The sequence below is a fragment of the Corynebacterium tuberculostearicum genome (genome assembly GCF_032821615.1).
GTDB lineage: Bacteria > Actinomycetota > Actinomycetes > Mycobacteriales > Mycobacteriaceae > Corynebacterium > Corynebacterium tuberculostearicum_H.
On sequence record NZ_JAVBIF010000003.1, the window covers coordinates 134,109 to 153,707 of the forward strand.

The window sequence follows — 19,599 nt, forward strand, 5'->3', positions numbered from 1 at the left end:
CGCGCTAGATTGGTAGATATGCGTCTAGGTGTTTTAACGTCCGGCGGCGATTGCCCCGGCCTCAATGCTGTAATCCGTGCGGTAGTGCGTACCGCATCCAATGAATTTGGAGATACCGTTGTAGGTTATGAAGACGGCTGGGTGGGCCTGATGGAAGACCGCCGCCGCGATCTTTATGACGATGCGGAAATCGACCGTATTCTGTTGCGCGGCGGCACCATCCTGGGCACCGGCCGCCTGCATCCGGATAAGTTCAAGGCCGGCCTTGACCAGATTAAGTCCAACATGGCGGATGCCGGGGTGGACGCCCTTGTCGCCATCGGTGGTGAAGGTACCCTCAAGGGCGCAAAGTGGCTTTCTGATAACGGCGTGCCAGTAGTGGGCGTGCCGAAGACCATTGATAATGACGTTAACGCCACCGACTACACCTTTGGTTTCGATACCGCCGTTTCTGTGGCCACCGATGCTATCGACCGTCTGCACACCACCGCGGAGTCCCATAACCGCATCCTGATCGTGGAGGTTATGGGCCGCCACGTGGGATGGATTGCCCTGCATGCGGGCATGGCTGGCGGTGCGCACTACACCGTGGTACCGGAAGAGCCCTTCGATATTGCGGAGATTACGAAAGCGATGGAACGCCGTTTCCAGATGGGCGAGAAGTACGGCATTATCTGCGTGGCAGAAGGCGCCCTCCCGAAGGAGGGGACGATGGACTTCGAGGCCGGCGGCGTCGATCAGTTTGGGCATCAGATCTTTAACGGCATCGGCCAGGTAATCGGCGATGAAATCAAGGCTCGCACCGGGTATGACGTACGTACGACCGTGCTGGGCCATATCCAACGCGGCGGCACGCCGACGGCTTATGACCGCGTGCTTGCTACTCGCTACGGCGTGCACGCAGCGCGCGCCATCCACGAAGGTGAGTCTGGCATGTGCGTTGCCCTCCATGGCGAGGATATTGACCTCGTCCCGTTGGAAGATGCCGTGGGCACGCTGAAGACGGTGCCGGAATCGCGTTACCGCAACGCCCAGGCGCTCTTTGGCTAGGGGCATTCTGCGTTCCGAATATTAAGATAGCGCTCCCACTGGGTGGGAGCGTACTCTTTTGTCCATGAGTATCGATAGCATGACAGATAATCGGGTGAAGGTGCCCTCTGCGCCTTCCTCAGCGCAAGACCGCCAAGCGCTCATTGCAGCGCTAGGCTTTCCCGTGCTCGTGATTATCGGTGGGGTGATGGGATACCTCGCGCCAGAGACCGCAGCTTCCTTCGCCCCGCAGGTCACCCCGCTGCTGGGTATTGTCATGTTCGGTATGGGCCTAACCCTCAAGCCGGTGGATTTTGCCCTGGTAGCTCGCCGTCCACTGCCCGTTCTCATCGGAGTAGTAGCGCAGTTTGTCATCATGCCGCTAGTGGCGCTGTTGGTGGTCGCGGTGATGGATCTTCCTGATGCTGTAGCGGCCGGCGTTATCTTGGTGGGCTGCGCGCCCGGCGGCACGAGTTCCAACGTGGTGTCTTACCTTGCGCGCGGTGATGTGGCTTTGTCGGTGACCATGACGTCCATTTCCACCCTGTTGGCGCCGGTTCTTACCCCATTGCTGACCTTGTGGCTGGCAGGGGAGTACATGCCGGTCTCCGCCTCCGCCATGGCGTGGTCCATTGTGAAGGTCGTGCTCATTCCAGTAGTCGCCGGCATTCTCATCGGCATGCTGGTTCCGCGCGTGGTGGCAAAGATTAACGCGGCGCTGCCATGGATCTCGGTTGCGGCCATTTCGGCCATTGTGTGCATCGTGGTCGGCGGAGCGCACGACACCATCGCTACCGCAGGCGTACTCGTCTTTGCCGCAGTGGTAATCCATAACGCCTGCGGCTACGGCTTGGGCTACCTGGCCGGAATGCTGACCAAGCAGCCGGTTACCGCGCGGCGCACCATGGCCGTCGAGGTGGGCATGCAAAATTCTGGCTTGGCCACCTCCCTGGCATCGACCTATATGACCCCATTGGCCGCCCTGCCAGGAGCCGTCTTTTCGGTGTGGCACAACCTTTCTGGTGCGGTGCTGGCAGCCATCTGCCGCTATTCGGATTCCCGAAAGTAGGGGGATTCCGCTAGAAATTAATCGTGACCGCAGGATAGGACTCGTCTACAAACCAGGGCTCTTTCTGTACGGTGAGAGGTGGCTGGCCTTGCTCGAAAGAGAGGGTGTCGCCGTCTTTGACGGTGGCGCCTTGGAGCACGTGGTCTGCGATATTGGCCAGCTTGTAATAGAGATCGGTGGGATCCATGGATTTGGTGGCCGCCTGGATTTCGGGGTGTCCGGCTTGGACCAGCCCAACGGTATAACCCAAGATCTTGTTTTCTTTTTGGGTAAGCCACACCGGAGCGATGTGCATTGGAGCAAGGTTATCCCGAACGGCCTCGAGGAAAGTATTCGGCGCAATGGATACGTTTCCGCGGGGGTTGTGGACTATCAGGCAGTCGGGGTGCTCGGCTACCACCGCGGTGGCCTTGGAGAGCAGTTCAAGGTGTTCGCGGCGGGCCTCGCGGAATTGCTTCGCGCGATCATCTTCGGTCTCTTGGGGAAGCACGGATACGAGGATTTGTGCGGTGGCGGAATCGAGGCCGCGGGAATCCGCGCTCAAAATGGGGTGGAGGCCATAGCTATCGCGAGTGGGAGGGGTATCGACGGCTTGGTAGTGCAATAGGAAGGAATCATCAAGCTCGACCATGATGCTTCCCGGATTCTTGCCCGGCATGATATCTCCCAGGCGATCGCCAAAAGTGGTGGTCAGGCGTTCGCTTACCTCCTCAGGGGTAGGGGCAGTGCGGAAGACTGCGATGTTGATCAAAGGGGCATCGATAAGCGCGGCATCAACGCTATGTGGTGTAGTCATAATATTCAGCTTAGGGGCGTGAGCGCGCGGGCGCATCGACGTATTAAGATGGCACGCATGACTGCTGCGATGTATGACCTGATGGACTTCGATGAGGTCCTAGAAAAGTTCGAACCGGTAATGGGCATGGAAGTCCACGTAGAGCTGGATACGGAAACCAAGATGTTTTCTACCTCTCCTACGAACTTCAACGCAGCGCCTAACTCCAACGTTGACCCGGTCTCCCTGGGCCTGCCCGGTGCGCTGCCGGTAGTTAACTCCAAGGGCGTGGAGGGCGCCATCAAGATTGGCCTGGCGCTTAATTGCTCCATTGCGGAGTCCTCTCGCTTTGCCCGCAAGAATTACTTTTACCCGGACCAGCCGAAGAACTATCAGATTTCCCAGTACGACGAGCCGATTGCCTATGACGGCTACCTGGACGTAGTGCTGGAAGACGGCACCGAGTGGCGCGTGGAAATCGAGCGTGCCCACATGGAGGAAGACACCGGCAAGCTGACCCACCTCGGTGGTGCAGACGGCCGTATTCACGGCGCCACGGCGTCCCTGGTGGATTGCAACCGTGCGGGCATTCCTCTCATTGAGATCGTTACCAAGCCGATCATTGGCGCCGGTGAGCGCGCGCCGGAGGTGGCTAAGGCCTACGTTTCCGCGCTGCGTGAGCTCGTTGCAGCCTTGGGCGTTTCCGACGCCCGCATGGATCAAGGCTCCATGCGTGTGGACTCCAACTTGTCCCTGCGCCCGGTGGGCCAGGAAGAGTTTGGTACCCGCACCGAGACCAAGAACATTAACTCCCTGCGTTCCGTGGAGCAGGCGGTTCGCTTCGAAATGCAGCGCCAGGCGCAGGTGCTCGAAGACGGCGGCACCATTGACCAGGAAACCCGCCACTATCAAGAGACCGACGGCACCACCTCCAAGGGTCGTCCAAAGGAGACGGCGGAGGACTACCGTTACTTCAACGATCCGGACCTGCCGCCGGTCATCGCACCGCGCGAGTGGGTAGAAGAGCTGCGCCAGACCCTTCCGGAGCTGCCATGGGTTCGCCGTGCGCGCATCCAGGAAGAGTGGGGCATCAAGGATGAGGAGATGCGCGACTTGGTCAACGCCGGCGCCCTCGACCTCATCGTGGATACCGTTGAGGCCGGCGCGAAGCCGGACGAGGCGCGCTCCTGGTGGGTTTCCTACCTGGCCGGCAAGGCCAACGAGCAGGAGACCGATCTTGCTGGTCTGTCCATTACCCCGCAGCACGTGGCGCGCGTTATCGCGCTCGTCAATGAGGGCAAGCTGACCACCAAGCTCGCACGCAAGGCCGTTGATGGTGTGTTGGCGGGCGAGGGTGACGTCGACGAGGTCGTCGAAAAGCGCGGCTTGGAGGTCGTGCGCGATGACGGCGCCATCGAGAAGGCCGTAGATGACGCGCTGGCCGCCAACCCGGACATCGTGGAAAAGTACCGTGCCGGCAATAAGAAGGTCACCGGTGCCATCGTGGGTGCGGTCATGAAGGCCACCCAGGGCAAGGCCGATCCGGGCCAGGTCAATAAGCTCATCGCAGAGAAGCTGAACTAAGACCCCCACATAGCCAGCCGCGTTCATCCCTCTTCAACCGAAGGGACGTGGCTGGCTTTTTGGTTTTCCTCCCCTGTCGGAAACGGTGATAATTTTCGTTAGGCGAGGTCAGTGGGGTTAAGCGTAGGGTCGTGGGCATGACAATTAAGAGCAAAGTATTGCAAAAGGAAAGCCCTGAAGCTCCATTCAAGGTCGTAGAAATTGAGCGCCGCGATCCGCGCGAAGACGACGTGGTCATTGATATCAAGGCTGCGGGCATCTGCCACTCCGATATTCACACCATCCGCAACGAATGGGGTCAAGCCCACTTCCCGCTGACGGTGGGCCACGAGATTGCCGGCGTCGTGGAAGCCGTGGGCGATAAGGTCACGAAATTTAAAGTCGGCGACCGCGTTGGCGTTGGCTGCCTGGTCAACTCCTGTGGTGAGTGCGAACAGTGTCGCAACGGCCAGGAGCAGAACTGCATGAATGGCAATGTGGGCACCTATAACTCCGAAGACGTAGACGGCACCATTACCCAAGGCGGCTACGCCCAGAAGGTAGTCGTCAACGAAAACTTTGTGTGCACCATTCCGGAGGGTATCGACTTTGATGTCGCAGCCCCGCTGCTGTGCGCCGGAATCACCACCTATTCGCCGCTGGCTCGCTGGCAGGTCAAGGAAGGCGACAAGGTTGCCGTAGTGGGCCTAGGCGGCTTGGGTCACATGGGTGTGCAGATCGCTGCGGCAAAGGGCGCGGAAGTAACCGTGATTTCCCGCTCCCTGCGCAAAGAAAAGGAAGCCTATGAGCTGGGTGCGAAGCATATTCTGGCCACCGGTGAAGAGGAAGACTTCTTTGCCAACCACCGCGGCGAATTCGATGTCATCCTGTCCACCATTTCTGCCCAGTACTCCCTCGATGACTATCTGCAGCTACTGAAGCCGCGCGGCATCATGTCCGTTGTCGGACTTCCGCCGGAGGAGCTGGGGATCCATATGAGCAGCCTCGTCGGCGGCGGCAAGGTGCTTACGGGCAATAACATCGGCGGCATTGCAGAGACCCAGGAGATGCTGGACTTCTGTGCCGAGCACGGTATCGGCGCCGTCATTGAAAAGATCGGCGTTAACGATGTTGATGACGCCTATGAGCGCGTGGTGGCAGGCGATGTAAAGTTCCGCTTCGTGATTGATACCGCGACCTTCGACGACTAAAGCGTTAGGTTGATTTCGCCTAATCACCAAATGTGATTTATCACAACATCGGTATGTGTCAGTAGGTGTTTAACGGGTCACTTACGTACCATTCCTTAAGGAACGCATACCGGTGTTGTGGGACCCACGTGCTGGGGAGTGGGGGACAAGGGGCCGCGCGCACCAGTATGCGAGAGATATTCGCTACAAAAGTTAGGCAACCGTGTCTTCTAAAAACATTATCGCCATTGCCATGTCCTTCGTGGGCTTGTTGGTGGGCGCCGGCTTTGCCACGGGCCAAGAGGTGGTGCAGTACTTCACTGCCTTTGGTTCCTGGGGTATTCCCGGCATCATTATCGCCGCACTCATCATGACCCTTGCCGGTACCGTGTTCTTGCAGCTGGGCAGTTACTTCCACGCTTCTGAGCACAACACCGTTTTCCGCAATGTCACCCACCCGATCGTCTCCAAGTTGCTGGACATCGCGGTCATCATCACCCTCTTTGCTATTGGCTTTGTGATGTTGGCTGGCGCGGGTTCCAATATGGAGCAGCAATTTGGCTGGAAGACTTGGATCGGCTCCACGCTCATGCTGGTCTTGGTTTTGATTGTCGGCATGCTCGACGTGGACAAGGTATCCAAGGTTATTGGTGCCGTAACGCCGACCATCATCATTGCGGTCATCGGCGTGGCCATCTACACCGGCCTCAATATGCCGGATGACATCGGCGCCGCTATGGACGCCTCCAGCCAGATCGACACCCCGATTGGTAACTGGCTCATTTCCGCACTCAATTACAACGGCCTGGCGCTGATGCTCGCCGTGTCCATGTCCCTGGTTATCGGTGGCGACAATATCAGCCCACGCGAGGCCGGTTGGGGCGGCGTTGTAGGCGGCGTCATCTACTCCATCATGATGGGCCTTGCCGGATTCTCCTTGCTGATGAACTCGGACAAGGCACAAGGCTCCGATATTCCGATGCTGTCTTTGGTAGATAGCGTTAACCCGACGCTCGGCTCCATCATGGCGGTCATCATTTACATGATGATCTTCAATACCGCTATCGGCATGTTCTACGCGCTGGGCAAGCGCCTATCTGCCGGCCATGAGAAGCGCTTCCCGGTTATCTTTATCGTTGGCTGCTTGGCCGGGTTCGCCGTGTCCTTCGCCGGCTTTAAGACCCTGATGAACTACATCTACCCAGTCATCGGCTACATGGGCATTCTGATGGTGGCCATCTTGGTCTTTGCTTGGTTCCGCAGCCAGTCTCAAATCCAGGATGAGGCTGTGCGCCGTGAGCGCGTGCGTGCCCTCATGCACCTGAAGCTGCACCCAGACAAGGACTACGACGCCGAGCGCTACGACGATGAGATTGGCCAGCACATCGAGGACTCCAATATGGACAATGAGGCCCTCTACGATGAGCTGGTGGAGGAAGTCACCGAAGAGCTCGATGGTGACGACGACGTGGACTTTGACAAGGAAAAGTACGAAGAAAACCGCCACGACCACTCTTACTACACCGAGCGTGATGCGGTAGAAACTGACCGCACCCCGGAAGAAATTGAAAAGTGGGTCGAAGAAACCGGCGCATCCGGCGACCCTGAGGAAGATGAGGAGCTACCAAAGGCTGACAATTCCAAGAATTAAGCGGACAATGGGGTGCTATGAGTATCTATGCACCCGCATCTGACCGTTATGATTCGATGGAGTACCGCCGAGTAGGCAACTCTGGGCTGAAGCTGCCGGCCATTTCCCTTGGCCTATGGCAGAACTTCGGTGACGACCGTCCCCTGGCCACGCAGCGCGACATCCTGCGCGCGGCGTATGACCGGGGGATTACTCATTTCGATTTGGCCAATAACTATGGCCCTGAACCAGGTGCCGCCGAGGACAACTTCGGACGCATCTTCGCCCGCGATTTCCGCCCCTTCCGCGATGAAATGATCATTTCCTCCAAGGCCGGCTGGGTGATGAATGATTCGCCCTACGGCTTTGGTGGCTCCCGCAAGTACTTGGTGAGCTCCTTGGACGCTTCCCTGAAGCGCATGGGCTTAGATTATGTGGACATCTTCTACCACCACCGCCCGGACCCGGATACCCCGCTGGAGGAGACCTTGTACGCGCTGCGCGATATCGTAGCTTCCGGCAAGGCGCTGTATGTGGGCATTTCTTCCTATGGCCCGGAGCTCACCGCAGAGGCCGTGGAGTTTATGGAAGATGAAGGCTGCCCGTTGCTGATTCATCAGCCCAGCTATTCCATTTTGAACCGCTGGATTGAGCGCCCGGGCGAAGACGGCGAGTCGCTGCTTGATGTTACGGCGCGCAGCGGCCTAGGCGTCATCGGCTTCGGCCCGTTGGCGCAGGGCATGCTGACGGACCGCTATATCGACGGCATCCCCGCAGATTCGCGTGCGGCGAAGAATAAGACCCTGGAAAAGGACTGGCTCAATGAGGAAAACCTTTCCATGATCCGCTCGCTCAACGATATTGCAGGCCAGCGTGGGCAGTCTCTGGCACAGATGGCTATCTCGTGGGTGCTGCGTGATCAAGGTGATCGCACGCTTACCTCGGCGCTGTTGGGTGCTTCTTCGGTGGAGCAGCTCGAACACAATCTGGGCGCGCTGGATCACCTTGACTTCAGCGCGGAGGAGCTGGCTGCGATTGACGACGCCGCCCATGACGCCGGCATCAATCGCTGGGCCGGCGCCACTGCGTCGCGCGTGCGCGGCAACTAGGCGGGCGGAATCCCGGCCCTAGAGCAGGAGCAACTTGAGCGTTAGGCCAATCATGATGACGCCGATGCCGAAGTTGATCCAGCGCCACACTGTGGGCCGGGACAGCACGTGGGAAAAGCGCGCGGCGCCAAAGCCAATAAAAGGGAACCAAGTGAAGCTGGCGCAGATTGCACCGACGGCGAAAAGCCAGCGCCCCGATTCGCCATATTGATTAGCAATGCTGCCGAGCATGACCACTACGTCCACGTAGGCGCCTGGGTTGAGCCACGTTAAGGCCAGGGCGGTCAATAGCGGCTTGACCCAGGAGGGGGATCGCTTGATCTCGACGCGAGTTGCGGTCTTGGTCGTGTTGCGTGCCCGAGAGCCATCGAAGGAGGCGACTTCCTGCGGTACCTTTGGCTGCGTGGATTCGACCTCGATGGCCTCGCCTTTGGTTTTGAATGCATCGCGGAAGCAAGTGAAGGTGAAGTACGCCAGGTAAGCGGCGCCAACATATTTCAGAACCTGCAGGGCGTTGGGGAATTTTTCTACCAAGTAGCCCACGCCGGCCGTGCCGGAGGTGATCAGGATGACGTCGGAAAGCGCGCAGACGACAATGATGAGGCCGATGTGGTCGCGGCGGATGCCGTATTTGAGCAGCATGGCGTTTTGCGGACCGACGGCCACGATGAGCGATAATCCCAGGAAGAAACCAGCAAGCACGATGGACATGCCTTCTAGTGTGAATTCCCGGCCTGAATTAGTCCAGTTAATGAATCTACAGTTGGTTTAGAATAGCTTCATGAACCCGGTTCACTTAGAAACTTTGCTCGCCATCGTGGATGAAGGCAGCTTCGATGTTGCCGCAGCCGTGCTCGGCATCTCGCCGTCTGCGGTAAGCCAACGCATCAAGGCCCTAGAATCGAGCACCGGTCGAGTGCTCCTTCGCCGTGCCACTCCGGTAACCGCGACAGAAGCGGGGGAGATCCTGGTGCAATCCGCACGCCGCATGGCGTTGGTACAGGCAGAAACGGACGCGCGCCTGGGCCACCGCCTGGCCCGGGTCCCGCTCTCTGTCGCAGTGAACTCGGATTCCCTAGCGACATGGTTTCGTAGGGTCCTTAGCGATACCGCGCGGCGGGGTGATGTTGCCCTGCGCATCCGGATTGAGGATGAGGCGCGCACGCTGGCGATGCTGCGGCGGGGCGATGTGCTTGGCGCAGTGACGAGGGAGGCCACGCCGGTCTCAGGCTGCGAGTCTAGCTTTTTGGGTACGATGCGCTACTTCCCAGTCGCGGCACCACATATTGCAGAAAGCTTCCATAGCGGCCGGCTGACCTGGGAAACTATGCCCCTTGTGGGCTACGGACCCAACGATCAAGTACTGGATGATGCGATGCGCGAGCGCTTCATTGATTCGGCCGTGGTACGTGCCCGGGTGTCACAGATTCCCTCTTCCGAAGGCTACCTCGAGGCCGTTCGCGTTGGGCTGGGGTGGGGATTGCTGCCCCAAGCCCAAGCGCTGCCCCTATTGGCGGCGAAAGAGCTGGTGCTTCTCGACGACTCCCCGCTCGATATCGACCTCTACTGGCAGCGTTGGCGCTTGGAATCGGAGGTTTTAAGCGAACTTACGCGTTCGGTTCTCGAGGCTGTGAGCGACTTGGTGGCTACATAGCGCGCAAGCTCGTGCGGCGCGCCGTGGTGGGTACCACAAAAGTGCAGGCACGTGCCCTAAGTTGGAGCTATGAGCGATAAGCAGCAACCGGATAAAGCCACCCCGTTTGATGAGGATATGGACGTGCCAACCTACAACGCGAAGCCCGCTAGCAAGGATTCTGTCTCCGGCCAGGGAAAGTCGAAGCCGGGCCTCTTCGAGCGCGCCGGCCGCGCCGAGCCGCAGGAGATCAAGCCTTCCCAGGCGCAGCAGGACCACCCTGAAACCGAGGTGCTGTCCTATTCCAGTGCCAATGAAGCCGCACGTCAGGACAGTGGCGCCGGCGAAGAGACCGTAGCCTTCGCGCAACCGGAGTCCACCACGCCGGCTAGCGTAGAGCAAGAAACGGCACTTGCTACTGCCGACGCCCCCGTGGACAGCACCCTCAGCACCGAAACCGCAGAGGAGCGCGAGGCGCGCCTGCAGGCGGAGCAGGAAGAAAAGGAAGGCTATCAGCGCTATGGTCGCCGCGGCACCATCGACTTCGGCCTGTTTTTCATCCGCTTGGCGCTGAGCGCTTACCTTATCGTCGCGGGAGCAAAGACCTTCTTCACGCTTGGCGATAGCGAGGGCTTGTCCGGCCTGGAAGGCGATTTTGCCAACTATGCCTGGGATACCGCACTGTCTATCGCGGTGCCGACCATGCAGCTTATCGCTGGTGTGTTCTTGCTGCTCGGTCTCATTACGCCGCTGGCGGCCATGATTGGCCTGGTAGTGACCGGCTTTACCGCCGTCCACGAGCTAGCGCAGACCAATGCCGGCCTGGATGTCTTTAGCTGGCCGGAATCCGTATGGCTTTCCTTGGTCCTCTTTGTCATCGCAGTGGGCCTGCAGTTTACTGGCCCAGGCTTTATCTCTCTAGACTTCAAGCGCTCGTGGGCACGCCGCCCGCTGGGTACTTCCTGGGCCTTTGTGCTCATCGGCATCGCCATCCTCGCCGCACTCTGGTTCTTCGGCGCAGGCGTTAATCCGCTGAACTAATCGCCAATAGCTGTCCGTCGCAATTGCGGCGGATTTTCTTTTGCTCTTGCTTTCCATGGCGGAAAGTATGATACTTTCTAAAGTGGAAAACAACGAAAAGTCGAAGGTGAAAGGAACGGCGAGAATGGATGAAAGCGTGCACGAGGCACTGTCCTTCAACGAGGAAGTGGAGAAGGAGCAAAGCGGCAAGAGGCGGACCGTGATTAATGCCTCGCTCGCAGTAGTTCTTGCAGGAAGCTATTTCGTTATGAGCCAGTGGGAAGATGATATTCCTCTGTGGGCGTTCCTCGGCTTCATGATGTTTGGCCTCGGAGCGGCAATGTGGGTGGGTAGCCATCAGGGTGATGTGCGTCCGAGCTATAGGCAGGATCCATTCAACCAGCCGGAGCCGGATAAGAAATACTATTTCGGATTTTTTCTAATGTTTGCCCCTACGTTCTTCCAGACCTTTCTCGAAGGGCACATGGTAATTGCGGCCATCGTATTCACGCTGTGGGGCGTGGGCGTGTTTTGGGCTCTCAATTCGGGAGCAATGGATATGTCCACGCGTGGCCATGAAGACGGCAAGCAGGCGAGCGGTGATGAGTGAGCTTGATCCAGTAATTCACCCGCTCAACCGATTTAAAATTTGTGCGGTGCTCAACGCGGCTGGCGCAGTGGAAGGCGCCATCAACAAAGAGATGCGCTTTGCTGCGATTCGGGACAAGGTGAATCAATCCGATGCCACGCTGTCTAAGCAGCTAAGCGCACTGGAAAAAGAGGGGTATGTCAGTCGTTTTCGTGAGTATGGATCCTCGCGTGGCAAGGACACGGTATGGGTGATGCTCACGGCTAAAGGTAAGGCCGCATTCGATTCGCACCTTGCGGCGCTTAAGACGCTAGCGGGGCAGGAGTAGCGGTATTCGCGTTCCGGCTATTGCGCTGGGAGGCATAGAAAGCGGCTGCGAAAAGTGCGACGGTCAGTATGGTTAGCCACACGAAGTCATCCACCCAGAACTTCTGGTAGCGCTCCATGGCGTGGACATCGACTTGATCGCCCCACCACCACTTGGGCGGGACGGTCAGCAGCATGGCTGACCAGGCGACGAGGACGGTCAGCAGGCTGCCCGCGGCCCATCCAGATGGCAGCCAGGTCCAGGCGCGGTAGACAAAGACCGGGATGATGAGCGTGAGCCAGACCCAGTGGTGCGACCAGGAAACCGGGGAGATGAGGAGGAGGGTGAGGGCGGTGACCAATTGGGCGTCGACAAGCAGGTGCTCCTCGCACAGCCGCTTGATAAGCCACGCGGCGAATGCAATTACCACGAGGGAGGCGGCGATCCACGCGATGTTGATGGCCAGCCCATTGGCGTCCATGGCCTCGGAAGAAGAATACATGCGCTGAATGGCGCCCTTGATAGAGCTATTGGACTGGTAATCAGTCCCCACGCCGAAGTCGCCGCCAGAGCCCATATCGAGCAATTTGGAACTGAAGAACTCCACGAACGCGTCCCAGCGGAAGGCTGCGGCAAGGAGGGTGGCCGCAACAGCGGAAAGGAGCGCTGTGGCAATCTGCTTCCACTCCTTGCGCACGAGGAAATACAGCAACATAGCCAGTGGGGTAATTTTGATTGCGGCGGCCAAGCCAATCAAGATACCTTGGGGCAAGAAGCGCTTGCGCGGAACGAGGTCGAGGATAACCAGCGCCATCACCACGATATTGATCTGCGCAAAACCATTGTTGAGGTCAACTGGTTCGAAGCGCAAGGCAATGGCCCAAGTAATGGCGGTGACGGGCAGGAGGAACTCTGGCTTTTTCAGGACTGCCTTGAATACAAAGTAGAGGCATAGGAGCACGAGAAGGTCAGACAGGACGACCACGATGTCGCCTGCCATATCGTGGTCAATGCCATCGAAGGCCGTCAGCGGGACCATGACGAGCGCGCCAAAAGGCGGATAAATGAAGGGGAGTTCAATGTCCCCGGCCAGCATGGGCTCGCTATAGACGGAGCGATGCTCAAGGAAAGCCTTGACGCCCTCGCGGTAGACCACCATGTCAATGGGAAAGTCCGTAATGCGGGTGTCTTGAACAACCTTCCAGGCGCCACAGAGGAGCCCCAGCAGAGCTAAGGCATAACGGAAAAAGGGGGTGCGCGCTAGTTTCATCGCAGTACACTTTATGCGATCTGCAGGTAAACAGGCGCGCACCCCACCGAAGCTCATAGGGATTTAGCAGTTATCTCCTGCTAATTCACATAACCGTCAACCACGCGTACCGCGCCGCGATCGGCAGAGGTGGCCATAGCGGCATATGCGCGCAGCGCCTTAGTGATGGGGCGGTTGCGGTTCACCGGAGTCCACGGTTGTTCGCGCTGTTCCTGGGCGGCTCGGCGGCGCTCCAGCACGTCCTCGTCCACATCCAGGGTGAGTTGGCGCTCGTGGATGTCGATGGTGATGGTGTCGCCAGTTTCGATGAGCCCGATAAGGCCCTGGTGGGCCGCCTCGGGGGAGATGTGGCCGATGGAAAGGCCGGAGGTGCCACCGGAAAAACGGCCGTCGGTAATCAAGGCGCATGCCTTTCCCAAACCGGCGCCTTTCAGGAAGGAGGTGGGGTGGAGCATCTCCTGCATACCCGGGCCGCCGGACGGGCCTTCATAGCGAATGACCACCACGTCGCCCGGCTGAACTTCCTTGTTCAGGATTATCGATACGGCCTCCTCCTGGGATTCCACCACACGAGCAGGTCCAGAGAATGTCCACAGCTCTTCTTCAACGCCCGCTGCCTTGACGATGGCCCCGTCTGGAGCCAGGTTTCCGCGCAGGACAACTAGGCCGCCGTCGGAAGAAAAGGCGTGATCGGCGTCGTGAATGCAGCCATTGGCGGCGTCAGTGTCGAGCTCGTCCCAGCGGTTGGATTGGGAAAATGGTTCGGTAGTGCGCACGCCGCCCGGCGCGGCGTAGTACAGTTCGCGGGCCTCATCGGTGGCGTGGGGGTTGCGGATATCCCAGTCATCGAGCCACTGCTCGGCGTTGTCATAGAGCGCCGTATGTACCTTCAGGTTCAAGTGCCCGGCGCGGCGAAGCTCTCCCAAGATAGCGGGGATACCGCCGGCGCGGTGGACATCCTCAATGTGGTAGGTGCCATTGGGTGCGACCTTGGACAGGCAGGGCACGCGGTAGGAGATGTCATTAATGTCATCGAGGGTGAAATCCACCTCGCCCTCCTGTGCGGCTGCGAGCGTGTGCAGGATGGTGTTGGTGGATCCGCCCATGGCCATGTCTAGCGCCATGGCGTTGGTAAAGGCTTCCTTGGTGGCGATATTGCGGGGGAGAACGGATTCGTCCTCCTCGCCGTAATAGCGGCGGCACATATCGACGATGGTGGAGCCGGCCTTTTCAAATAGGCTGCGGCGAGCCGTGTGGGTGGCCAGGGTGGTGCCGTTGCCGGGCAGCGCCAAGCCGAGTGCTTCGGTCAGGCAGTTCATGGAATTGGCGGTAAACATGCCAGAACAGGAGCCGCAGGTGGGGCAGGCGGATTCCTCCACCTGGGTCAAGCCTTCATCAGATACCGCGTCATTGGCGGAGGCGGTGATGGCGGTGATGAGGTCGGTTGGGGCGTGGGCAACGCCATCAACTACGACGGCTTTGCCGGCCTCCATCGGTCCGCCGGAGACGAAAATGGTGGGAATGTTCAGGCGCAGTGCCGCATTGAGCATGCCCGGGGTGATCTTATCGCAATTGGAGATGCATACCAGGGCGTCGGCAGTGTGGGCATTGGCCATGTACTCGATGGAATCGGAGATGATTTCGCGCGAAGGCAGCGAGTAGAGCATGCCGCTGTGTCCCATGGCGATGCCATCATCGACGGCGATGGTATTGAATTCCTTGGGCACGCCGCCAGCCTCGCGCACGGCGTCGGCGACGATATCGCCAACGTTTTTGAGATGTACGTGGCCGGGGACGAATTGGGTGTAGGAGTTGGCGATGGCGACGATCGGTTTGCCAAAGTCATTTTCCTTGGTGCCGGTGGCCCGCCAGAGGGCGCGGGCGCCAGAGGCTTGGCGGCCGAAGGTAGTTACTTTTGAACGCAGCGGGAACATGGTTTTCAGTCACCATTCCTTCAAAGGATGTGGGGGAGAGTGTAGGCGGCGTATTTAGTTTTCGGCCGAAGGCTTGAGCTCGGGGTGGCGCTCGAGGTAGTCCTCATACTCTTCTTTGCTGAGGAGGACTTGTTGGCCGTCACGGTGGACAATTACCACCTTGTCATCTGCCGCTTCACGGCCCTGGGTAAGGGCGTCAGGGATGCGGCCGCGGGAGGCCTCCGAAAGTCGCGGGAGCGAGTTAAAGGTAACGCCGGGCAGGCTGTGCTCCGCGCCGGCCTTGGTGCGGGCGAAGGCGCGGGCGCGTTGGAAGCCGATTCCGGCAAAATCGTCCCATGCGATCTGGATATTTTTCCGGAATGCGTAAGAGATGGCGATTCCAGATTCGGAGACTTTGGTACGGGATTTTATGACCCACCACAATCCGAGGATGGGGATTATGAACAGCCATGCGAGGTATTTGGGGGCCCATCCGATGCTTAATAGAGCAATGGCGGACAGGATGAGGATGCCCAAGATGTGGTCGCGGGATGGCTTGAAAACCTCTGCCTGGGTGGTGGACTGACGAGGTTTGTTGTCCTTAGGTGGTGGAGTCATAGTGTGCAAGCCTAATTCACTAAGGCCGGCAAGGGCGAACCTATTTTTCAGGCGTGTCCCACCAGGTGGGAATGCGATCCCAAAAGGGGGTAATCTCCACGAGTGTAATACCTATCAATGTATAGTCATGCCCATGATCATTATTCGACTTCAGGTAGTACCAACGCGGTGGTGACCGCGACGCCTCATGACGTCGACGCATTTCGCCCCCGCAGACAGAAAAGCCCGCGGGGGCTTTGTTCATATCTGGAGCCGGTGCCAATGATGATCAGGACCAGTAATAGACCATTCCAAGGAGCACATTAACCGTGGTTACGACAACTTCGCCCACGCCCGCTTCGGTGGCTGCAGCCTCACGCGCCCACGCTCCGGAGCGGATGAGTGGTGCCCACGCCATTGTCCGCACTCTCGAAGACTTGGGAACCGATCTCGTCTTCGGCATTCCAGGCGGTGCCGTGCTTCCTCTATACGATGCCTTGCACACCTCGACCAAGCTGCGCCATGTGCTCACCCGCCATGAACAGGGTGCCGGCCACGCCGCCGAAGGCTACGCCCAAGCTTCCGGCAAGGTAGGCGTATGCATTGCCACCTCCGGGCCGGGTGCGACCAACTTGGTGACAGCGCTTGCCGACGCCAACCTGGACTCCGTTCCTATCGTTGCCATCACCGGCCAGGTGGGCAGCAACCTCTTGGGAACCGATGCCTTCCAAGAGGCCGATATTCGCGGCGTGACGATGCCGATTACCAAGCACAACTACATCGTGACGGAACCGAGCCAGATTCCAGCTGCCATTGCAGCCGCATTCCATCTGGCGTCTACGGGCCGTCCGGGGCCGGTCTTGGTGGATATCCCGAAGGACGTGCAAAACGGTGAATTGGAATATTCCTTCCCGGCTACGTTTGACCTGCCTGGATATAAACCGACGACCAAGCCACACTCTCGCCAGATCGCGCAAGCGGTTGAGCTCATTGCACAGGCAGAAAAGCCGGTCATCTATGCCGGCGGCGGTGTCATCAAGGCCGAGGCAGCCAAGGAGCTGCGCGAGTTTGCGGAATTTTCCGGAATCCCTGTCGTGACTACGCTCATGGCCTTGGGGGCCTTCCCGGAATCTCATCCGCTCCACATGGGCATGCCGGGCATGCATGGCACCGTCCCTGCAGTTGCGGCCATGCAGCGAGCTGACCTGTTGATTACTATCGGCGCGCGATTTGATGATCGAGTAACCGGTGATACCTCCACTTTTGCCCCTGAGGCCCAGGTAATTCATGCTGATATTGACCCGGCTGAAATTGGGAAAATCCGCGACGTTGCCGTGCCAATCGTGGGTGATGCCCGCAACGTGTTGGCAGGTCTCTTAAAGGAGTACCGTAAGAACTCCGCGGTGAAATCTCCGGAAGTAGGCCCATGGCGGGATTACCTCGATGGGCTCAAGGAACGGTTCCCCCGTGGCTATGATCCCATTCCGGATGGGCAGCTCAATCCCCAATTTGTGTTGGAAAAGCTGAGTGAAACCGTAGGTCCTGAGGCTATCTACTGTGCCGGTGTGGGACAGCACCAGATGTGGTCGGCACAGTTCATTGATTTTGAGCATCCACGCTCTTGGATCAACTCCGGCGGTGCCGGAACCATGGGCTATGCCGTGCCGGCGGCCCTTGGTGCCAAGGCAGCATGCCCGGATAAGGAGGTGTGGGCGATTGACGGTGACGGTTGCTTCCAAATGACCAACCAGGAGCTCACCACAGCGGCTTTGGAGGGCTTTCCGTTTAAGGTTGCCGTCATCAATAACGGCAACCTAGGCATGGTCCGTCAGTGGCAGACACTGTTCTTTAATGAGAACTACTCCAATACCAAGCTGCGAGAACGAGATGTCTATACCCCGGACTTCGTACGCCTAGCAGAGGCGCTGGGATGTGAGGCCATCCGCGTCACTTGTGAGGAAGGAGTGGTGCCAGCCATTGAACGGGCCCGCGCAATCAATGACCGCCCAGTGGTCATTGACTTCATCGTTGGTGAGGACGCCCAAGTCTGGCCAATGATCGGCGGTGGGGCGTCTAACGAAGAAATTCAATATGCCCGCGGCTTGCGCCCGCTGTTTGATGAAAATGAATCGGCAGCAGAAGCTCCTGCCGATATCGACGAGACTATCCAGGAGGTATAGGCATGGCCCCCAGTGACGTTTCCCGGCATACCCTGTCGGTCCTGGTAGAAGACGTAGAGGGAATCTTGTCGCGCGTGACCGGCATGTTTTCCCGGCGTGGGTACAGCATCATTTCGCTGGTTTCTGCCCAAACGGAAAATCCGGGGATTAACCGGCTGACCATCGTGGTCGATGCTTCCGAAAGGATTATGGAACAGGTGACCAAGCAGCTCAACAAGATTGTGCCGGTCATCAAGGTGGTGGAGCTCGAAGCAGACTCGACCGCGGCGCGAGCTCTGATGCTGGTCAAGGTGGCTGCGAATAATGCCAACCGGCCGCAGGTGGTCGATGCCGTTAATATCTTCCGTGCCCGCGTGGTAGACGTGGCACAAGAATCAGTGGTGGTGGAGGCTACCGGTACCCCTGGAAAGCTGGCGGCGCTTCTCGATGTCCTGGAGTCATTCGGTGTGCTCGAGCTGGTGCAGTCTGGTGACGTGGCCTTAGGACGTGGTCCCAAGGCGATGGCACCTCCGCGAAATTAAATCCCACTATATGGTCACCGTGTCTCGCACAGTGGTATAGTGCTAGGTGGGCCGTTGATTCATTGAACTTACAATTATTACAGAATTGAGGACTACGAAATGGCTATTGAAACCTTCTACGACGATGATGCGGATCTGTCTATCATTCAGGGTCGCAAGGTAGCCGTTATTGGCTACGGCTCCCAGGGGCACGCGCACTCGCAGAACCTGCGCGATTCCGGCGTCGAGGTTGTTATTGGTCTGCGTGAAGGCTCCAAGTCGGCGGCGAAGGCCGAGGAAGCCGGTTTTGAGGTCAAGACCGTTGCAGAAGCTGCCAAGTGGGCAGACGTAATCATGCTGCTGGCACCAGATACCTCTCAGAAGCAGATCTTTGAAGATGAAATTGCCCCCAACTTGGAAGACGGCAATGCGCTGCTGTTTGGGCACGGCTTGAATATCCACTTTAAGCTGATTGAACCACAGGCCAATGTCACCGTCGGCATGGTTGCCCCTAAGGGGCCTGGCCATCTGGTTCGCCGCCAGTTCGTTGACGGCAAGGGCGTTCCGTGCCTCATCGCTACCGAACAGGATCCTAAAGGCGAAGGCCATGATCTGACTCTGTCTTATGCTGCAGCCATCGGCGGTGCGCGTGCCGGCGTTATCCCGACGACCTTTGAAGCAGAGACGGTTACTGACCTCTTTGGCGAGCAGGCCGTCCTGTGTGGTGGCGTAGAGTTTCTGATTCGCACCGGCTTCGAGGTTCTGACTGAGGCTGGCTACGAGCCAGAAATGGCCTACTTTGAGGTGCTGCACGAGATGAAGCTCATCGTGGACCTGATGTTTGAGGGTGGCATCGCCAACATGAACTACTCGGTATCTGATACCGCCGAGTTTGGCGGCTACATTTCTGGCCCTCGCGTTATTGATGCCGATGCCAAGCAGCGCATGAAGGATATCTTGTCCGATATCCAGGATGGCACCTTCACCAAGCGCCTGCTTGCCAATATTGAGGGCGGCAACAAGGAGCTGGAGAATCTGCGTGAGGAATTTGCGCAGCACGACATTGAAAAGACCGGCATCAAGCTGCGCGATTTGATGAGCTGGGTCAAGAACCCGCTGGATGCTACGGCCTAGGAATAAAAGGCGGCGTCTGCAGCGCACACCCACGGTGAACAGGCATGTTTACCGTGGGTTTGCCTTATTTGTGTCAGGTAAAACTCCGGTG

Annotated in this window: 18 protein-coding genes; 13 read left to right on the forward strand and 5 right to left on the reverse strand. The window is 58.5% G+C overall.

Translation table 11 applies throughout. The features are described from left to right. Positions 1 to 18 precede the first annotated feature (18 nt). Both RAE09_RS04410 and RAE09_RS04415 read left to right on the forward strand, forming a co-directional pair. Positions 19 to 1,050 carry an ATP-dependent 6-phosphofructokinase gene (locus RAE09_RS04410; protein ID WP_316981070.1) on the forward strand — a complete coding sequence of 344 codons (1,032 nt, stop codon included), beginning with the start codon at positions 19 to 21 and terminating at the stop codon, positions 1,048 to 1,050. Between the two features lie 79 nt (positions 1,051 to 1,129). Then, positions 1,130 to 2,098 carry a bile acid:sodium symporter family protein gene (locus tag RAE09_RS04415; RefSeq protein ID WP_394371992.1) on the forward strand — a complete coding sequence of 323 codons (969 nt, stop codon included), beginning with the start codon at positions 1,130 to 1,132 and terminating at the stop codon, positions 2,096 to 2,098. A gap of 10 nt (positions 2,099 to 2,108) precedes the next feature. On the opposite strand, the gene RAE09_RS04420 is transcribed toward RAE09_RS04415, so the two are convergent. Continuing rightward, entirely contained in the window at positions 2,109 to 2,894 is a 786-nt protein-coding gene (locus RAE09_RS04420) for a DUF4261 domain-containing protein (RefSeq protein ID WP_179386406.1), read from the reverse strand. Positions 2,895 to 2,951: 57 nt separating this feature from the next. Between RAE09_RS04420 and gatB the strand changes: the two genes are divergently transcribed. From gatB to RAE09_RS04440, 4 genes are all read left to right on the forward strand, one after another. Then, on the forward strand, positions 2,952 to 4,457 hold the full coding sequence (gene gatB / locus RAE09_RS04425) for an Asp-tRNA(Asn)/Glu-tRNA(Gln) amidotransferase subunit GatB (protein WP_040425024.1): 1,506 nt from the start codon (positions 2,952 to 2,954) through the stop codon (positions 4,455 to 4,457). Positions 4,458 to 4,594: 137 nt separating this feature from the next. Next, a complete protein-coding gene (locus tag RAE09_RS04430; RefSeq protein WP_040425022.1) occupies positions 4,595 to 5,647 on the forward strand; it encodes an NAD(P)-dependent alcohol dehydrogenase in 1,053 nt (350 codons plus the stop codon). A 202-nt stretch (positions 5,648 to 5,849) separates the two neighbouring features. Further along, positions 5,850 to 7,277, forward strand: coding sequence for a YkvI family membrane protein (locus tag RAE09_RS04435; RefSeq protein WP_005327691.1), 1,428 nt, complete (start codon positions 5,850 to 5,852; stop codon positions 7,275 to 7,277). A gap of 17 nt (positions 7,278 to 7,294) precedes the next feature. Then, positions 7,295 to 8,365: an aldo/keto reductase gene (locus RAE09_RS04440; protein ID WP_316981072.1), complete on the forward strand. Its 1,071-nt coding sequence runs from the start codon at positions 7,295 to 7,297 to the stop codon at positions 8,363 to 8,365. 18 nt (positions 8,366 to 8,383) lie between these two features. On the opposite strand, the gene RAE09_RS04445 is transcribed toward RAE09_RS04440, so the two are convergent. Next, positions 8,384 to 9,076: a LysE/ArgO family amino acid transporter gene (locus RAE09_RS04445; RefSeq protein ID WP_179386409.1), complete on the reverse strand. Its 693-nt coding sequence runs from the start codon at positions 9,074 to 9,076 to the stop codon at positions 8,384 to 8,386. Positions 9,077 to 9,146: 70 nt separating this feature from the next. Here RAE09_RS04445 and RAE09_RS04450 point away from each other — a divergent pair, with 70 nt between their 5' ends. The 4 genes from RAE09_RS04450 (at position 9,147) to RAE09_RS04465 (ending at position 11,935) form a co-directional block, all read left to right on the forward strand. Then, positions 9,147 to 10,019, forward strand: a complete 873-nt coding sequence (locus tag RAE09_RS04450) for a LysR family transcriptional regulator ArgP (RefSeq protein ID WP_316981073.1) — start codon at positions 9,147 to 9,149, stop codon at positions 10,017 to 10,019. A gap of 69 nt (positions 10,020 to 10,088) precedes the next feature. Continuing rightward, entirely contained in the window at positions 10,089 to 11,039 is a 951-nt protein-coding gene (locus RAE09_RS04455) for a DoxX family protein (RefSeq protein WP_316981074.1), read from the forward strand. A gap of 82 nt (positions 11,040 to 11,121) precedes the next feature. Then, positions 11,122 to 11,628 (forward strand): hypothetical protein, encoded by a 507-nt coding sequence (locus RAE09_RS04460; RefSeq protein ID WP_316981075.1) that lies wholly within the window; start codon positions 11,122 to 11,124, stop codon positions 11,626 to 11,628. Further along, a complete protein-coding gene (locus tag RAE09_RS04465) occupies positions 11,621 to 11,935 on the forward strand; it encodes a transcriptional regulator (protein ID WP_034668152.1) in 315 nt (104 codons plus the stop codon). Before RAE09_RS04460 ends, RAE09_RS04465 begins: the two co-directional genes overlap by 8 nt. Here the strand turns inward: RAE09_RS04465 and RAE09_RS04470 are convergent. The 3 genes from RAE09_RS04470 to RAE09_RS04480 all read right to left on the reverse strand — a co-directional run bounded on the left by RAE09_RS04470 (position 11,910) and on the right by RAE09_RS04480 (position 15,715). Further along, complete coding sequence (locus RAE09_RS04470; protein WP_316981076.1) at positions 11,910 to 13,184, reverse strand: glycosyltransferase family 87 protein; 1,275 nt, start codon at positions 13,182 to 13,184, stop codon at positions 11,910 to 11,912. The two genes, RAE09_RS04465 and RAE09_RS04470, sit on opposite strands and share 26 nt — an antisense overlap. An 80-nt stretch (positions 13,185 to 13,264) precedes the next feature. Next, positions 13,265 to 15,118: a dihydroxy-acid dehydratase gene (gene ilvD / locus RAE09_RS04475; RefSeq protein ID WP_316981077.1), complete on the reverse strand. Its 1,854-nt coding sequence runs from the start codon at positions 15,116 to 15,118 to the stop codon at positions 13,265 to 13,267. Positions 15,119 to 15,172: 54 nt separating this feature from the next. Continuing rightward, complete coding sequence (locus tag RAE09_RS04480; RefSeq protein WP_198492929.1) at positions 15,173 to 15,715, reverse strand: PH domain-containing protein; 543 nt, start codon at positions 15,713 to 15,715, stop codon at positions 15,173 to 15,175. Between the two features lie 308 nt (positions 15,716 to 16,023). Between RAE09_RS04480 and RAE09_RS04485 the strand changes: the two genes are divergently transcribed. The 3 genes from RAE09_RS04485 (at position 16,024) to ilvC (ending at position 19,508) form a co-directional block, all read left to right on the forward strand. Then, positions 16,024 to 17,874, forward strand: a complete 1,851-nt coding sequence (locus RAE09_RS04485; RefSeq protein WP_316981078.1) for an acetolactate synthase large subunit — start codon at positions 16,024 to 16,026, stop codon at positions 17,872 to 17,874. Positions 17,875 to 17,876: 2 nt separating this feature from the next. After that, positions 17,877 to 18,395 carry an acetolactate synthase small subunit gene (gene ilvN / locus RAE09_RS04490; RefSeq protein ID WP_316981079.1) on the forward strand — a complete coding sequence of 173 codons (519 nt, stop codon included), beginning with the start codon at positions 17,877 to 17,879 and terminating at the stop codon, positions 18,393 to 18,395. Between the two features lie 99 nt (positions 18,396 to 18,494). Continuing rightward, positions 18,495 to 19,508 (forward strand): ketol-acid reductoisomerase, encoded by a 1,014-nt coding sequence (gene ilvC / locus RAE09_RS04495; protein WP_316981080.1) that lies wholly within the window; start codon positions 18,495 to 18,497, stop codon positions 19,506 to 19,508. The last annotated feature ends 91 nt before the right edge of the window (positions 19,509 to 19,599 follow it).

Bases quoted from the DNA above. Each gene is read 5' to 3' on its own strand.
- ilvN (WP_316981079.1), top strand. From the start codon at position 17,877: ATGGCCCCCAGTGACGTTTCCCGGCATACCCTGTCGGTCCTGGTAGAA.
- RAE09_RS04430 (WP_040425022.1), top strand. From the start codon at position 4,595: ATGACAATTAAGAGCAAAGTATTGCAAAAGGAAAGCCCTGAAGCTCCA.
- RAE09_RS04410 (WP_316981070.1), top strand. From the start codon at position 19: ATGCGTCTAGGTGTTTTAACGTCCGGCGGCGATTGCCCCGGCCTCAAT.
- RAE09_RS04440 (WP_316981072.1), top strand. From the start codon at position 7,295: ATGAGTATCTATGCACCCGCATCTGACCGTTATGATTCGATGGAGTAC.
- ilvD (WP_316981077.1), bottom strand. From the start codon at position 15,118: ATGTTCCCGCTGCGTTCAAAAGTAACTACCTTCGGCCGCCAAGCCTCT.
- RAE09_RS04480 (WP_198492929.1), bottom strand. From the start codon at position 15,715: ATGACTCCACCACCTAAGGACAACAAACCTCGTCAGTCCACCACCCAG.
- RAE09_RS04450 (WP_316981073.1), top strand. From the start codon at position 9,147: ATGAACCCGGTTCACTTAGAAACTTTGCTCGCCATCGTGGATGAAGGC.
- gatB (WP_040425024.1), top strand. From the start codon at position 2,952: ATGACTGCTGCGATGTATGACCTGATGGACTTCGATGAGGTCCTAGAA.
- RAE09_RS04470 (WP_316981076.1), bottom strand. From the start codon at position 13,184: ATGAAACTAGCGCGCACCCCCTTTTTCCGTTATGCCTTAGCTCTGCTG.
- RAE09_RS04465 (WP_034668152.1), top strand. From the start codon at position 11,621: ATGAGTGAGCTTGATCCAGTAATTCACCCGCTCAACCGATTTAAAATT.
- RAE09_RS04420 (WP_179386406.1), bottom strand. From the start codon at position 2,894: ATGACTACACCACATAGCGTTGATGCCGCGCTTATCGATGCCCCTTTG.
- RAE09_RS04445 (WP_179386409.1), bottom strand. From the start codon at position 9,076: ATGTCCATCGTGCTTGCTGGTTTCTTCCTGGGATTATCGCTCATCGTG.
- ilvC (WP_316981080.1), top strand. From the start codon at position 18,495: ATGGCTATTGAAACCTTCTACGACGATGATGCGGATCTGTCTATCATT.
- RAE09_RS04455 (WP_316981074.1), top strand. From the start codon at position 10,089: ATGAGCGATAAGCAGCAACCGGATAAAGCCACCCCGTTTGATGAGGAT.
- RAE09_RS04415 (WP_394371992.1), top strand. From the start codon at position 1,130: ATGACAGATAATCGGGTGAAGGTGCCCTCTGCGCCTTCCTCAGCGCAA.